Raw genomic sequence first — 15139 nt, 5'->3', positions numbered from 1 at the left:
CGACTACGGATGCGCGTGTCGTCGCCGGTGCGGCGGCAGCACCTGCACGTCGTGCAGGTGGGTCTTCCAGTCGGGCGGCACGCGGTCGCGCGGCGCGGGCGAGCCCTGCTCGACCGGTCGACTGGTCGGTGACGCCAGCACCGGGCCGGGCACCTCCTGCGACGAGGCGTAGTCCCAGAACCAGTCCTCGCCCGGCTCGAACGACTGCGCGATCGGATGCCCCTGCTCGCGCGCGTGCCGAGAGGCGTGCTGCTCGGGCGAGCTGTCGCAGCATCCGACGTGGCCGCACTGGGCGCAGCGGCGCAGGTGCAGCCACCACGTGTCGCCCGCGAGGCACCCGACGCACCCGTCGCCCGTGGGCGGCACGTCGGGGTCGATCGCCGGCGTCTCGTCGGTCATGGCAGCAGGCTAGCCCCGCGCAGGGCACGCCGGTGGACGCCTCGGTGAACTCGCATCGATGGCTCTTCCGCAGCGCTCACGGCGGTGCTAGCCTGCCCCTCACCCTGGGAAGGAGGGGGTCGCCCGGTCGAGGTCCCGCCTCCGCCAGTGCGCCGCCCGACGGAGCCGGGACCGACGAGACGGAGGTCTGCAGCGTGGACAACTTCTGGAACCTGTTCTGGTGGTTCCTGTGGGTGTGGGTGTTCGTCGCCTACCTCATGGTGCTCTTCTACATCATCGCCGACCTGTTCCGCGATCACACCCTGAACGGGTGGTGGAAGGCCGTGTGGATCATCTTCATGATCTTCTTCCCGTTCATCACGGCGCTGGTCTACCTCATCGCGCGCGGTCGCGGCATGGCCGAGCGCTCCGGGCGTGAGGCGGCCCAGATCCGGACGGCCCAGGACGACTACATCCGCTCGGTCGCGGGCGCGGGCGCGAGCCCCACCGACGAGATCGCGAAGGCGAAGGCGCTGCTCGACGCCGGCACGATCGACCAGACCGAGTTCCAGGCGCTGAAGGCGAAGGCGATGAGCTGACGCCCCGCCCGCGACGAGCGGCCCGCTCCCGTTTCCGGGGCGGGCCGCTCGCGTCAGAACCGCCGTGCGAACGGCAGCGGCGTGCGCATGCGCACGAGCAGCAGGATCGGGATGAGCACGTACGGCAGGTTGAACGCGAGGAACTTCACCGGGTTCGGCGTGATCCACTCGGGCTCGCCGAAGAACTCGACGCCGAACACGATGACGCCCGTGATCGTCGCGATCATCGTGGCGTAGATGACGCTCGGCAGCTGGATCCAGTTCCAGCCGCGGAACAGCGAGATCACGAGCAGCACGTAGAACACCGGGTACACGAACGCCGACAGCCCGGTGACGATGCGCATCCACACGGGCGGATCCATGAACAGCGGATCGGTGTCGTGCGCGTACCACCAGTTCGAGTTCACGAGGAAGTTCGGCGACGGCTGGGAGAAGTCCACGCCGAGCGTCGGCAGCATGTCGCTGATCATGCTCGTCACCGTGAACAGGGTGAACACGACGATGAAGAACCAGTCGAACGGCCGCTGCCGCAGCGGCAGGTTCGGCGGCCGACACGGGTCGGCGCCCACGCCCGGTTCGTCGGCGGGGTTCGGGGCGTGGGCGTCGGTCGACGGCGCGGTCATGCGCATGGAGCGTAGCGGTCGGATGCCGCGGGCGCCACGCGCGTCGCGTCTGCGCCCACGCCATTCCGCGAGTGGGCGATCCTGGTGATGTCGTCGCTCGTCGGACCGCCGGCATCGCCCACTCGCGAGACGGTCCGGATCCTCAGTCGTCGAGTTCGCGCAACGTCGCGGTGCGGGCGCTCGGGGTGTCGCCCGTGTTCACGGTGCCCTGCGGCTCGATGAGCAACGCCGACACCTCGCCGTCGGCGCGCGGGCAGTGCTCCACGCCGCGGGGCACCACGTAGACGTCGCCCGGGCCGAGCTCGACATCGCCGCCGTCGGCGTTCCGCTGCTGGATGACGAGCCGCCCGGAGACCACGAGGAACAACTCGTCGGTGTCGGGGTGCGAGTGCCAGGTGAACTCGCCCTGCGCCTTGAACACCTTGACGTCGTAGTCATTGACGCTCACGAGGCGCCGGGGCGACCACGGCTCCGAGAACGAGTCGAGGGCGGCCTGCAGGTTGCGCACGGGCTGGGTCATGACCCGATCATCGCGGATGCCTCGAGCCGGCGGCATCCGAATGCAGGAAGAATCGACGACCCGCCGATGAGTCGCGCCCGTCCACACGGCGTGTCGGCCGGAAGTTCCTGCATTCGTGCTCCGGGGTGACGCGGGGTCCCGAAGGAACCGGCGGCGCGGGATCAGGAAATGGGGTTGACGCGGCATCCGTGTCGACCTATGGTTAAGGAAATCATTACATAAGGAGTTGCTTACATGGCAGCCGCGGACGACGAGCTCAGCCTCGTGTTCCAGGCGCTCGCCGATCCGACGCGACGTGCGATCCTCTCGCGCCTGCGCGTCGGGCCGACGACCGTCGGGGAACTGGCCGAGCCGTTCGCGATGAGCCGGCCGGCGATCTCGCAGCACCTCAACGTGCTCGAGCGGGCCGGGCTCATCGAGCGCACCGCGCACGCGCAGTGGCGCACCTGCACCCTGCGCACCGAGCCGCTCGACGAGGCATCCGAGTGGGTCGAACGACACCGCGGCGAGTGGAACGAGCGATTCGACCTGCTCGACCAGCAGCTCCGCCGCATGAAAGGGGAGACCTCATGACCGAGACGACCGAGCGCACGCAGGAGGCGCAGTTCACCATCACCCGCATCTTCGACGCACCCCGCGAGCTGGTCTGGCGCGCCTGGACCGAGTCGGCGGATGCCGCGGAGTGGTGGCACCCACGCGGCATCGAGATCAAGGAGGGGAGCGTCGCGATCGACGTCCGCCCCGGCGGACGGTACGCCTACACGATGGTGAACCCCGCCGACGGGGAAGAGTACCCGACGGTCGGGGTGTACCGCGAGGTCGACCCGCCGAAGCGGCTCGTCTTCACGTGGGGTTCGCCCGGCGACCCCGACGACACGGCACCGCTCATCACCGTCGACCTGCGCGAGCTCGAGGGCGACCGCACCGAGATGCTCTTCCACCTGAAGGGCATCGCCGCCGAGCCCGGCGACGAAAACGTCTACGACGGGTGGGACTCCGCGTTCGACCTCCTGGCCGAGCAGCTCACCGCCAAGGCGCGCTGATGGGTCACCTCATCGTCGAGCAGGTCGTGACCGTCGACGGCTACGCCGAGGATGCCGACGGCGGGATCTCGTTCTTCGGCGCGATGGGGGACGACCTCACGCCGAACGAGCCCGGACAGGTCGAGCTGCTGGAACGGGTCGACGCGATCCTGCTCGGCCGGCGCACCTACGGGATGTTCGCGGACTACTGGCCGAAGGCGGATCCGGTCGTCGAGCCCGTGGCCGAGCCGATCGGCCGGCTACCGAAGTACGTCGTGTCGAACACGCTCGACTCGGCGCCCTGGGGCGACGGCGCCATCGAGGTGCTGCGCGGGGATGCGGCCGAGGCGGTGGCGGCGCTGAAGGACCGCGCGGGATCGATCATCGTCTGGGGCAGCCTGACCCTGACCGACGCGCTGTTCGCGGCGGGCCTCGTCGACGAGCTGCGGCTCCGCGTGGTGCCCGCGGTCATCGGGTCCGGCCGCTCCTTCACGCCCGGAGGCCTCGGCGAGCGCCGGCTCCGGCTCGACGACGTCGTCACCTACCCGGGCGGCCTGGTCACGATGCAGTACGCGGTGCGGTGACGGCAGGGACGCGATCGACCGTGAGGCGCGAGACATCCGTCGCGTGACGGATGCCTCGCCCCGCCGCCGCGGCTAGCGTGAACGGGTGACCGCCGCAGCATCCGCAGCCTCGCCCGACGACGCAGTCGAGGTCGTCGACGGCGCCGAGTGGCGGCGGCCGGGACCCACACCGGCGCAGCGGCGCAACGACGTGCTGCTCGCGCTCGTGCTCTTCGGCGGCACGCTCGGGAGCACCGCGCTGTACCGCGCCGCCGGCGTCGCCGACGGGGCGCCGTACTGGCACTCGGCGATCTGGGCCGCGACGATGTCGCTGCCGCTCGCGTGGCGCCGCGTCGCCCCCGAGATCGTCGCGATCACGGCCTCGGTCGCGTTCTTCGTCGGCGCGATGGCCGAGATCGGCGAACTGCTGTTCTCGAACATCACCCTGTTCATCGCGATCTACACGCTCGGCGCGTGGGGGCGCAACCGCCGCGTCGCGCTGCTCGTGCGCGCCGGCATCGTGCTCGGAATGTTCGTATGGCTCATCTGGGGGCTCGTCGTGGCGGCCAACGCCCCCGATCACCTGCCCGAGATGTCCCGCGAGGGCGGCCTCGTCTCGCCCTACGTGGCGTACGCGCTCATCAACGTGGTCACGAACCTCCTCTACTTCGGCGGTGCCTGGTACTTCGGCGACAACGCCTACCGGTCGGCGCGCGAGCGGGTCGCGCTCGAGCAGCGCACCGAGGAGCTCGCCGCCGAGCGCGAGCGCACGCGCGAGCAGGCCGTCGCGATCGAGCGGCTGCGCATCGCCCGCGAACTGCACGACGTGGTCGCCCACCACGTGTCGGTGATCGGCGTGCAGGCGGGTGCGGCCCGGCGGGTGCTCGCACGCGACCCCGAGGCGGCCACGGCCTCCCTCACGGCGATCGAGCACAGCGCGCGCGAGGCGGTCGCCGAGCTGCACGGCCTGCTCGGCACCCTGCGCCAGGGCGACGGCGACGTCGCTGACGGCGGCACGGATGCCCCGGCCGAGGCGGCCCCGCACGGACTCGACGACCTCCCCGACCTCGTCGCCGAGTCGTCGGCGAGCGGCGTGCCCACGACGCTCGGCGTGATCGGGACGCCCCGCGAGACGAGCGGCCTCGTCGGCATCACGGCGTACCGGCTCGTGCAGGAAGCGCTCACGAACGTGCGCAAGCACGCCGGCGCCGGCGCGACGGCCGACGTGCGCGTGCGCTGGGCCGACGAGGAGCTCGAGCTCGAGGTCAGCGACACCGGCACGGCGCGGTCGGCCGCGACCCGACCCGGCGGGCTGGGGCACGCCGGCATGCGCGAGCGGGTCTCCGCGGTCGGCGGCGAGCTCGAGCTCGGTGCGCGCCACCGCGGCGGCTACCTCGTGCGCGCGACCCTGCCGCTGCGTCGCGCCGGGGCGATCTCGTGACGATCCGCGTGCTCGTGGTCGACGACCAGGCGCTCGTGCGCGGCGGCTTCCGCACCATCCTCGACTCGGAGCCCGGCATCGAGGTCGTCGGCGAAGCCGCCGACGGCGCGGCCGCGATCACGGCCGTCGCCGAGCTCGACCCCGACGTGGTCTGCATGGACGTGCAGATGCCCGGCGTCGACGGGCTCACCGCGACGCGCAGCATCGTCGCCGAGCACGGCGACCGCCCCGCGGTGCTCGTGCTCACGACGTTCAACCGCGAGGACTACCTGTTCCAGGCGCTCGACGCCGGTGCGAGCGGCTTCCTGCTCAAGAACTCCAGCCCCGAGCAGCTCATCGACGCCGTGCAGGTCGTCGCGCGCGGCGACGCGCTGCTCTCCCCCGACGTCACGCGCAAGGTCATCGAGGCGGCCGCCGCGCGCCACCGGGCGGGCGCCGACGCCGGCCGGGCGCCGCAGCCGCAGCCGCAGCCGACGGATGCCGCGAGCCCGGCGTCGTCCGCGCCGCGGCCAGCCGCGGCATCCGCCGTCGCCCCGCCCGTGCCGCAGGAGCTGGCATCGCTCACCGAGCGGGAGCGCGAGGTGCTCGAGCTCCTCGCCGAAGGACGCTCGAACGCCGAGATCGCGTCCCGGCTGTGGGTCGGCGAGGCGACCGTGAAGACGCACGTCTCGAAGGTGCTGCAGAAGCTCGGCCTCCGCGACCGCGTGCACGCGGTCGTCTACGCGTACGAGCACGGCGTCGTGCGGCCCGCCACCGCAGAGCCGGGCAGGCCGGAGGCCGGGGAGCGATCCACTCCCCGGCCTCCGGGATGATCACGGCTGGAAGCCGCGAGGGTTGGGCAGCACCGTCACGCCGTCCGTCGACGCCGAGCCGGCCGGCAGGCCGATCGCGCGCGCGGTGACCGTGAGCACGAGCTCCTTGCCCGAGATCGACGGGTTCACCTTCAGCGTTCCGTCCTTCGCAAACGGGACGACCCAGCCGTCGGCCGTCCACTGGTAGGTGAACCGGACGCCGTCGACATCCCAGACGCCGGGGTCGGCGACGAGCGTGACGCCGGGAACGGGCGTGCCGACGATCGTCGGCGCCACGACGGCCACCGGCGCACCGGGGCGCACCGTGATCGTCGTGGTCCCGGTCGCCGCGCCGAGCTTCGCCGTCAGCACGTGCTCGCCGGCGTAGGCCGGGAGCGTGACGGATGCCCCGTCGACCACGTCGGTCGCGCGCGAGCTCGTCACCGTGACGAGGTCGGTGACGTCGCCCAGGGCGGCGCCGTCGGCACCGAACGCAGCGACGGTGAGGTCGACCGATCCGCCCTTGTCCACGGTCGTCGCGCTCGGCGTGACCGTGAGCGAGGTCGCGACGGATGCCACGTCCGCCCACTTGGCGTAGGCGGTCGCGTCGTCCACGAGCACCGTGCCGAAGTCGTACGGCGTCGTGAGCGCGGCATCCGCGTACCAGCCCTGGAACACCCAGCCGTGCTCGCTCGGAGCGGTGGGCGCCGTCGGCGCCGCGCCGTACGCGACCGACTGCGGCGCGATCGCCGAGCCGTGCCCGCCGAGGTCGAACGCGAGCGACACCGGGTCGACCACGCCGAACGCGCCCGACGCGGCCGCCGCGGCGGGACCGCCGACGACCGGCAGCACCACGCGGCTCAGGGTCGTGTCGACCGTGACGTTCGCGTTGGCCGTGCCGCCGGTGTTGTAGCCCGAGAGGTTCGTCGTGACGACGATGCCGATGCGGTGACCGGCGGCGAAGGTGGTGTCGTACGGCTCGAGCGGGAAGTCGAACGCGTTCGCCTCGCCCGGAGTCACCGGCACGGCCGTGCCGTCGGCGAGGGAGAAGCGGTTCGACGAGTCGAGCGCGCCACGCGAGGCCCGCCAGACGTCGGTCGTCTGCGAACGGAGCGCGACCTCGAGGTAGCACGCGTTGTCGTTCACGCTCTCCGCGCCCCAGCAGGTGCGGGTGGTCGTGTTGATGACGCCCTCGCCCGTGCGCGACGTGCGGGTCGAAGGACCGTAGTCCACGAGCACCGTGCTGAGGTTCGCCTGCGACTGTCCGAGGGAGGCGGTCAGCTCGACGCGCGTGGTGCCCGAGATGCGCAGCGGTGCGGTGAGCGGCTCGGAGAGGAACACGAGGCGGTTCGCCTGCGAGCCCTCCGGGCTGTTCATCGCGGTCGCCTCCGTGATCGAGCCCGACGGGCCGGTGAAGGTCGCCGAGGCGACGCCGTCGCCCGGCTGGAGGAGCAGGTCGCCCGCGGCGCCGGCCGTCGTGCCCGCGAGCAGCACGTCGACGTCGGACGTGCCGGGCACCGGCCAGCTTGCGACGTCCTCGAAGACGCCCGGGTCGGTCTCGACCTTGGCCATCGGCTCGTCCATGATGCCGTTGTCGATGCCCTGCAGCCAGTAGTCGTACCAGCGGTGGATGGTGTCGACCCACTCCGCGCGGTCGAACTCGAACGGGTCGGTGTGGCCGACCTTCGCGAGCCAGATCTTGCGCGGCACGTCGCGCTCGCCGAGGGCCTTCCAGTACTCGCCGACCTGACCCATGCGCACGTTGTCGTCGTTGAGGCCGTGCACGAGGAACACGGAGGCCTTCACGTCGTCGATCGTGAGGCGGTAGTCGCGCTCCGACCAGAACTGGTTGATGTCACCGGTCTCGTCGCCGTCGATCGCGTCCAGGGTGGCGCGAACGGGCGCGCACAGGGCGCGTCGGGCCGGGTTGGTGACGGTGTTCGACAGGCTCGACGGGTAGTTGGTGTTGTGCCGGATGCCGCCGGTGCGCGAGTAGCCGTACCAGTCCGAGATCGCCGAGATCGGCACGATCGTGCTGAGGCCCTCGACGCCCGTCGCCGCGACGCCGTTGGCGAGGGTGCCGTCGTACGACTTGCCCATCATCGCGGCCTTGCCGTTGTGCCAGCCCGCGACGGCGGCGGTGCCGTCGGCGTAGTGGCCGGCGACGCGGCCGTTCAGCCAGTCGATGACGACCTTCATGCTCTGGATGTCGCCGGGTCCACCGTGCATCGGGCAGCCGGTGGAGTTCGCGGTGCCGTCCATCTGGGCGAGGATCATCGCGTACCCGCGCGGGACGAAGTAGTTGTCGTAGAACAGCGGCCACTTGTCGTTGAGGCCGTCGCCGTCGATGTCCTGGATGAGCTGCGACTCGTTGCCGCGCCCGAGGGTCGTGTAGTACGGGCTCGTGTCGATGATCGCGGGCACCTTGAGGCCGGCGTCGCTCTCGGCCGGGCGCATGATCTCGATCGCGGTGACGTCGTCGACACCGTCGCGATCCTGGTCGACGCCCGCGACCGGGATGAACACCCGCTCGCGGATCGCCTGGGAGTAGTCGAAGACGGGCGCGGTGACGCCGTCGACGATGCTGAGCGCCGGCGCCTCGTCGGCGACGGCGGCGCTGGCCGGGAACAGGAGGCCGCCGACGAGCGCGGCGGTGAGTCCGGCGACGAGGCCGGCGGCCCCGCGGCGACGCGCGGGGGGCGGTGGAACCGTAGTAAGCGGTGACATGTCACATGTTTACAGGCGACCCCGAGCTCGGCGCTAGGAATGTTGCACAATTTCATGCGCCCGCAACACGGCGGGCGAGCACGAGAGAGCGGCTCAGCGCCGTGGGTCGGCGGCCGCCTGCTCCTCGGCGCCGGCCTCGGGGGCGGGCACCGACCCGGTGGTGCCCGCGTACTCCGCCGACAGGATCCGATACGACTTGGTCGTGAAGGCGAGCAGCGCCAGCACGACCATGACGAGGCCCGAGAACAGGAACACGAGCGCGATCCCGCGGGCGTCGCCGTCGCCGAGCAGCCAGCCCCAGGTCGCCAGCCCTTGCTCGGACTCCATGTACGGGATGATCCAGAACTGCGCGATCGGCGCGATGAGGAACGCCGTGACGGGCGCCGCCGCCGACTCGACGGCCGCGGCGAACCCGAAGACCCGGCCCTGGCGCTGGAACGGCACGACCTTCTGGATCACGGTCTGCTCGGACGCCTCCACCACGGGGATGATCGACATGTAGGCCCAGATGCCGAGCGCGTAGAGCAGCCACCACTCGCGGATCGTGAAGAGCGCGCCGAGCACCCCCATGCCGATCACGACGAGGAGCATCGTGCGGATCGGATTCCTGCCCAGTCCGAACTTCGCGATCACGAGCCCGCCGATGATGAAGCCGGTCGCGGTCACGCCGAGGACGATCCCCCAGACCTCGACCGTGAAGATCGTGAGGCCGTAGGGATCCATGAGCGCCATGTAGACGCCGCCGATGAGGTTGTTCAACGTCGAGAAGAGGATGAGCGCGAAGAGGCCGGGCGCCCGGCGCACCGCCGCGACGCTCCCGCGGAAGTCGATCGCCGGCGCGCGCTCGCCCTCGGCCGGCTCGGGCCGCGCCTCGGGCACCTTCAGGAAGAGCAGGTGCACGAGGGCCACGAGCGTGAGGGCGATCGCGATCAGCAACGTCCACCCCATGCCGAGGAGCCCGATCGCGAGGCCGCTGAACACGCTCGTCACGATGAACGCGACGCCCTGCACGGTGCCGACCAGGCCGTTGGCGTTGGCGTGCCGCTCCTCGGGAACGAGCAGCGTGACGGTCGTCGAGAGCGCGATGTTGCGCATGTGCTCGACCACCGAGCCGAACAGGATGATGCCCGAGAAGGCCCAGAACCACGGCCCGCCGAGGTCGAGCAGCGCCGACTCGGGCTGGAGCAGGTAGAGCACGCCCGCGATGACGAACGACCCGAGCGTGACGAGGCTCGAGAAGACCATGACCTGGAGCTTGCGGTGCCGGTCGACGATCGTGCCGAACAGCATCGCGAAGAACGCGATGAGCAGCATGTACGCACCGCCGATGATGCCGGTGGCGAGCACCGACCGCGTCTCGAGGTAGACCCAGAACGTCAGCGCGAACCAGAGGAAGCTGGTGGTGACGTTCGCGATCGCGGTGTTGACGAGCACCTGCAGGAAGGTGCGCATGCCGTTCGGCGGCGGCTGCGGGCCCGCCGCTCGCCGGGTCGCCGTTCCGGCCTCCGGTTCCGCCGCCGCATCCGTCGCTGCTGTCGCCCCCGCCTCGGGCACGTCCGTTCCCTCGGTCACCATGCGAGGGTAACCAGCGCCGCCGACATCGGAAACCCCTTGCCCCGATCGCGGCGCCTCCCCCGCGCGGTGGAGCCCCCGAACCATCCGGCCGACGGATGCCGCGCCGTCGCGGCATCCGTAGCGTGAGGCCATGCTCGAACTCCACGACCTCACCAAGCGCTACGGCGACCGTCTCGCGCTCGACGGCGTGACCTTCGCCGTCGGCGACGGCCGCCTCACCGGATTCGTCGGCGGCAACGGCGCCGGCAAGACCACCGCCATGCGGATCGTGCTCGGCGTGCTCGCCGCCGACTCGGGCACGGTGACGGTCGACGGCGCGGCCGTCACCGCGGCCGACCGCCGTCGCTTCGGGTACATGCCCGAGGAGCGCGGCCTCTACCCGAAGATGCGCGTGCTCGAGCAGACGGTCTACCTCGCGCGACTGCACGGCTGGACGCCGGCCGCCGCGCGGCGCAACGCGACCGAGCTGCTCGAGCGACTCGGGCTCGGCGAGCGGCTCGACGACACGGTCGAGTCCCTCTCGCTCGGCAACCAGCAACGCGCGCAGATCGCCGCGGCCCTCGTGCACCGCCCAGAGGTGCTCGTGCTCGACGAGCCGTTCTCGGGCCTCGACCCGATGGCCGTCGAGACCGTGCAGTCGGTCCTGGCGGATGCCGCCGCGCAGGGCGCGCCCGTGCTCTTCTCGTCGCACCAGCTCGACGTGGTCGAGCGCCTCTGCGACGACCTCGTGATCATCGCCGACGGGCGCATCCGGGCCGCCGGCTCGCGCGAGGAGCTCAGGGCCGAGCACGGCTCCGAGCGCTGGGAGCTCCTCACGACGGGCGACGCCGGCTGGGTGCGGGGCATCCCCGGCGTCGAGGTCGTGAGCTTCGACGGCGGCTGGGCGCTCTTCGAGGCGTCGACCGAGTCGGCCCGCCATGCGGTGCTCGCCGAGGCCGTCTCGCGCGGCGACGTCGTGAGCTTCGGTCGCGAGCAGACCACGCTCGCCCAGATCTTCAAGGAGGTCGTGCGATGAGCCGGAACCTCACGACGACGGCGCCGCGTCGATCCACGGATGCCGCGGCCGAGCGCCACGAGCCGCGCTTCACCGAGGCCGCCTGGCTCATCGCCGCGCGCGAGGTCTCGTCGCGGCTGCGCAGCAAGGCGTTCGTCATCTCGACGATCGTGCTCATGGCCGCCGTGCTCGCGTCGGTGATCCTGGGGTCGGTGTTCGCGTCGAACAGCGAGCCCACGAAGGTCGCCGTCGTCGGCGCGGCATCCGGTGCGGTCGCCGACGCACGTGCGCTCGAGGCGGTGCCGGCCGACGACCTCGACGCGGCCGAGGCCATGCTCCGCGACGACGAGGTCTCGGCCATCGTGGCGCCGACCGAGCTCGTCGCGGCATCCGGCCTCGAGGCGACCTCGGGGGCGTCGTCGACGGATGCCGCGGCGGCCGGCCTCGACGTCACCGTCATCGGCCTCGACCAGGTCCCCGACGACGTGGCCCGCACCCTCGCCGTCATCCCGCCGATGGTGGTGCTCGACCCGGCCCCGGCGGATCCGCTCCTCGCCTACCTCGTCGCCTTCGGCTTCGGCATCGTGTTCTTCTTCTCGGCGCTCACGTTCGGGCAGACGATCGCGCAGTCGGTCGTCGAGGAGAAGCAGACCCGCATCATCGAGATCCTGCTGTCGACCGTGTCGGCCCGCGCGCTGCTGACCGGCAAGGTGCTCGGCAACAGCGTCATGGCGTTCGGGCAGATCATCGCGATCGGGGCGCTTGCGATCGTCGGCCTCGCGGTGACCGGCCAGCGGGTGCTGCTCGGCGGGCTCGGGGCATCCGTCGTCTGGTTCGTCGTGTTCTTCGTCGTCGGCTTCGTGATGCTCGCGGCCCTCTTCGCCGCGACCGCCGCGACCGTCTCGCGCGCCGAGGACATCGGGTCGGTGACCACGCCGGTGACGATGCTCGTGATGATCCCGTACTTCCTCGTGGTGTTCTTCAACGACAACGAGACGGTGCTCACGATCATGAGCTACGTGCCGTTCTCGGCCCCGGTGGCGATGCCCGTGCGGATCTTCCTCGGCCAGGCGGCGTGGTGGGAGCCGCTGCTGTCGCTCGTGATCCTCATCGCCACGACCGTCGTCGCGGTGCTCGTCGGCGAGCGCATCTACCGCTACTCGCTGCTGCGAACCGGCGCCCGGGTGCCGTTCTCGGAGGCGCTGCGCGGTTAGTCGGGCGCGGCTCGCCTCGCGGGTCGGCGCTCGGCATTCCGCGAACGAAACACGAGGAATCCTTCCGCCGGAATGGCTGGACCTGTCCATGCCCGGACAAGTACGGTCGGGAACAGGCGAGGGGGAGGCCATGACGACAGCGGATGCCGCGCGGCGGATGCCGTGGGTCCGCTACGCCCTCCTCGCGGTCACCGTCGCCGGACTCTGGCTCGCGCTCAGCCTCTTCGCGTCCTCGACGAGCGCCTCGGCCGACGAGCAGGAGCCGAACGGGCTCCTCGGGGCCGTGGGCTCGGTCGTGGGTGGCGTGACCGACGTCACCGGCTCGGCCGGCGACGCGCTCGGCGGGGTCGTCGACACGGTCGCGGCCCCGGTGCTTCAGCCCGTCGTCGAGCAGGCTCCCGCACCCGTCGCGCAGGCGACTCCCGCGGTCGTCGAGACGGCGACGGATGCCGCGAACTCCGCGGTCTCGGGCGCGAACACGGCAGTCGGCACCGTCATCAACGGTCTCACCGGCACGCTCTCCGACGTGGCGGGCGGCGGCACCGTCGGCACCGTCACGGCGCCCGTCACGGGGCTGCTCGACGGCGTGGTCGGCTCCGTGCCGGTCGTCGGCAGCCTGGTCGGCGACGACGCGATCGGCGACGTGGTCGCTCCCGTCGCCGGACTCGTCGACGGGACGCTCGGCGCCGTGGTCGGCTCGACGGGCGGGCTGCCCATCGACGGCACGGGCATCCTGCCGGGGGTTCCCGCGATCCCGCTGTTCCCCGGTGATCCCGCCCGCCCTGGAACCGACATTCCCGGCGTTCCCGGGCTTCCCGATGGGTCCGCTGCGGCTGCGGCTGCGAGCGCACCTCCGGGCTCCGGATTCCCGGTGCGGGCAACGCGATCCTCCTCGGCATTCGAGACCGACGCGGCCGCGCTCGGCGCGAGCCTGCCCGGGGGCAGCGGCCTGCCGCCCGGCGGCGGTGACCTCCCCGCGACGCCTGCCGCGCCCGCCGGCAGCGGCGCGGGCTCGGGCGCGGCCGGCGCCGGCGGCGCTGCCGGCGGGGCATCCGGAACCTCCGACGCGGCCTTCGCCGCGTTCGGCGTCGACGCGCTCGCGTCGCTGGTGCTGAACTCGGTCGACGACGAGCTCCCGTCGTCGCCGGTGTACGACACCGACACCACCCCTGACTGATCGGGGTCCGCTCCGCCTGCCGTCGGGCAGGTGGAAACGACATCGCTCCCTGCCCGGGAGCGACATTCCGAATCCAGTCAGGAGGACTGAACAATGAAGCGATTGGCATTGAGGGCGCTGTACGCGACCCTCTTCGCCGGGGGGCTCACGCTCCTCGGAGCCGGCGTGGCGCACGCGTCCGAAACGGGCGGCGACGACGGCATCCTCTCCGGAACCCAGCTCGGCATCTCGATCGAGGCCCCGGTCACCGTGAGCGGCAATGCGATCTCGGTCATCGGCGACTCGCACTCGTCGGATGCCGCGACCCTCGTCGCCACCGACGGCGGATCCGACCCCGTCGCCGTCACCTCGGGTGACGACGGCATCGGCTCGGGCACGCAGGCCCTGATCGACGTCTCGGCGCCGGTGACGATCGCGGGCAACGCGATCTCCGTGATCGGCGACAGCACGTCGAGCGACGCCTCGACCGCGGTAGTGACCTCGGAGCAGGCGGCGGCGACTCCGGCATCCGACGGCTGGTCGGCGACGACGAGCGGCGAGGACTCGATCCTCGGCGGCACCCAGCTGCTCGCGGACCTGGACCTCCCGGTCACGGTCGCCGGCAACGCCATCTCGGTGATCGGCGACTCCACGTCGAATGACGCCGAGACCTGGGTCGCCACCGGCGGCACCGGCCCCGGCGCCGGTGGCGACGCCTGGACGTCCGGTGAGGACTCGATCCTCGGCGGCACCCAGTTGCTCGCGGACCTCGACCTCCCGGTCACGGTCGCGGGCAACGCCATCTCCGTCATCGGCGACTCCACGTCGCGCGATGCGGCGACGGTGGTCACGACGGGAACCGGGGGCGGTTCCGCCAGGACGGACGGATCCGACGGGCTGCTCGGGGGAACACAGCTCATCCCGGACCTGTCCCTGCCCATCACGATCGGCGGCAACGCGATCTCGGTCATCGGCGACAGCACGACGGACGGCGCGACGACCGTGGTCGACCCGCCCGTCGGCCCGGTCGAACCGGTCGACCCCGTCGACCCGGTGGACCCGACGGATCCGACCGATCCCTCCAACCCGTCCGGTCCGGGCGGCTCGGGCGGCTCGGACGCCTCGACGGTGGCGTCGACGCACGGGACGAGGGTGATCCCGGCCGCCGTGACGCTCGCCTCCACGGGTGCGAACGTCGACCTCGCGGGCTTCGCCGTGCTGGTGCTCATCGCCGGCGCGGGACTGCTCCTCACGAGGCGGTTCTCGCTCCACCGTTGATCGGATGAGGGCCCGGCGCCGCCCTACCGGCGCCGGGTCTCCTCCCGTCCCACGACGACTCCCGTGCCGCCGTTCGGGTCGGCGGCTCGGTGGGCCGCACCGGGGGCCGTGCAGGTGCCGGTGGCATTCCGGGGCGTGCGATCGGCAGACCTCACGTCAGGTGCGGCGGGGGGGGGGGGGCCCCCCGCCCCCCCCCCCCCCCCACCCCCCCCCCCCCCCCCGCCGCCCGGACCCCCGCCGGGGGGGGGGCGGGGGCGC

General features: G+C 72.0%; 15 protein-coding genes. 10 read left to right on the top strand and 5 right to left on the bottom strand.

What is annotated here, in order from left to right; translation table 11 throughout:
- Positions 1-3 precede the first annotated feature (3 nt).
- Positions 4-399, bottom strand: coding sequence for a UBP-type zinc finger domain-containing protein (locus ACWGO8_RS08940; RefSeq protein WP_452042718.1), 396 nt, complete (start codon positions 397-399; stop codon positions 4-6).
- Positions 400-656: 257 nt separating this feature from the next.
- Here ACWGO8_RS08940 and ACWGO8_RS08935 point away from each other — a divergent pair, with 257 nt between their 5' ends.
- Positions 657-977, top strand: a complete 321-nt coding sequence (locus ACWGO8_RS08935; RefSeq protein WP_452043539.1) for an SHOCT domain-containing protein — start codon at positions 657-659, stop codon at positions 975-977.
- 53 nt (positions 978-1030) lie between these two features.
- Here ACWGO8_RS08935 and ACWGO8_RS08930 read toward each other — a convergent pair whose 3' ends face one another.
- Complete coding sequence (locus ACWGO8_RS08930; RefSeq protein WP_452042717.1) at positions 1031-1600, bottom strand: EXPERA domain-containing protein; 570 nt, start codon at positions 1598-1600, stop codon at positions 1031-1033.
- A 142-nt stretch (positions 1601-1742) separates the two neighbouring features.
- Positions 1743-2120 (bottom strand): cupin domain-containing protein, encoded by a 378-nt coding sequence (locus ACWGO8_RS08925; RefSeq protein WP_452042716.1) that lies wholly within the window; start codon positions 2118-2120, stop codon positions 1743-1745.
- Positions 2121-2354: 234 nt separating this feature from the next.
- Here ACWGO8_RS08925 and ACWGO8_RS08920 point away from each other — a divergent pair, with 234 nt between their 5' ends.
- The 5 genes from ACWGO8_RS08920 (at position 2355) to ACWGO8_RS08900 (ending at position 5958) form a co-directional block, all read left to right on the top strand.
- Positions 2355-2693 carry an ArsR/SmtB family transcription factor gene (locus ACWGO8_RS08920; RefSeq protein WP_452042715.1) on the top strand — a complete coding sequence of 113 codons (339 nt, stop codon included), beginning with the start codon at positions 2355-2357 and terminating at the stop codon, positions 2691-2693.
- Entirely contained in the window at positions 2690-3163 is a 474-nt protein-coding gene (locus tag ACWGO8_RS08915) for an SRPBCC family protein (RefSeq protein ID WP_452042714.1), read from the top strand. The genes ACWGO8_RS08920 and ACWGO8_RS08915 overlap by 4 nt, the downstream gene beginning before the upstream one ends.
- The gene (locus ACWGO8_RS08910; RefSeq protein WP_452042713.1) at positions 3163-3726 is read left to right on the top strand and encodes a dihydrofolate reductase family protein; all 564 of its coding nucleotides are present in this window, start codon (positions 3163-3165) and stop codon (positions 3724-3726) included. The genes ACWGO8_RS08915 and ACWGO8_RS08910 overlap by 1 nt, the downstream gene beginning before the upstream one ends.
- Positions 3727-3811: 85 nt before the next feature.
- The gene (locus tag ACWGO8_RS08905) at positions 3812-5146 is read left to right on the top strand and encodes a sensor histidine kinase (protein ID WP_452042712.1); all 1335 of its coding nucleotides are present in this window, start codon (positions 3812-3814) and stop codon (positions 5144-5146) included.
- Entirely contained in the window at positions 5143-5958 is an 816-nt protein-coding gene (locus tag ACWGO8_RS08900; protein ID WP_452042711.1) for a response regulator, read from the top strand. The genes ACWGO8_RS08905 and ACWGO8_RS08900 overlap by 4 nt, the downstream gene beginning before the upstream one ends.
- Here the strand turns inward: ACWGO8_RS08900 and ACWGO8_RS08895 are convergent, their stop codons facing one another.
- Together ACWGO8_RS08895 and ACWGO8_RS08890 are read right to left on the bottom strand one after the other, a co-directional pair.
- Positions 5959-8664, bottom strand: a complete 2706-nt coding sequence (locus ACWGO8_RS08895; protein ID WP_452042710.1) for a CocE/NonD family hydrolase — start codon at positions 8662-8664, stop codon at positions 5959-5961. It lies immediately after the preceding gene.
- 93 nt (positions 8665-8757) lie between these two features.
- Complete coding sequence (locus ACWGO8_RS08890) at positions 8758-10116, bottom strand: MFS transporter (protein WP_452043538.1); 1359 nt, start codon at positions 10114-10116, stop codon at positions 8758-8760.
- A 253-nt stretch (positions 10117-10369) separates the two neighbouring features.
- Between ACWGO8_RS08890 and ACWGO8_RS08885 the strand changes: the two genes are divergently transcribed.
- The 4 genes from ACWGO8_RS08885 to ACWGO8_RS08870 all read left to right on the top strand — a co-directional run bounded on the left by ACWGO8_RS08885 (position 10370) and on the right by ACWGO8_RS08870 (position 14881).
- Positions 10370-11254, top strand: a complete 885-nt coding sequence (locus ACWGO8_RS08885) for an ABC transporter ATP-binding protein (protein ID WP_452042709.1) — start codon at positions 10370-10372, stop codon at positions 11252-11254.
- Positions 11251-12447 (top strand): ABC transporter permease, encoded by a 1197-nt coding sequence (locus tag ACWGO8_RS08880; RefSeq protein ID WP_452042708.1) that lies wholly within the window; start codon positions 11251-11253, stop codon positions 12445-12447. Before ACWGO8_RS08885 ends, ACWGO8_RS08880 begins: the two co-directional genes overlap by 4 nt.
- Before the next feature lie 130 nt (positions 12448-12577).
- Positions 12578-13624 (top strand): hypothetical protein, encoded by a 1047-nt coding sequence (locus tag ACWGO8_RS08875; protein WP_452042707.1) that lies wholly within the window; start codon positions 12578-12580, stop codon positions 13622-13624.
- A gap of 93 nt (positions 13625-13717) precedes the next feature.
- Positions 13718-14881 (top strand): chaplin family protein, encoded by a 1164-nt coding sequence (locus tag ACWGO8_RS08870; protein WP_452042706.1) that lies wholly within the window; start codon positions 13718-13720, stop codon positions 14879-14881.
- The last annotated feature ends 258 nt before the right edge of the window (positions 14882-15139 follow it).

It is taken from the genome of Agromyces sp. NPDC055661 (genome assembly GCF_053618135.1).
Note: the sequence above shows the minus strand (reverse complement) of the source record. Positions and strands in the feature narration are given on the sequence as shown.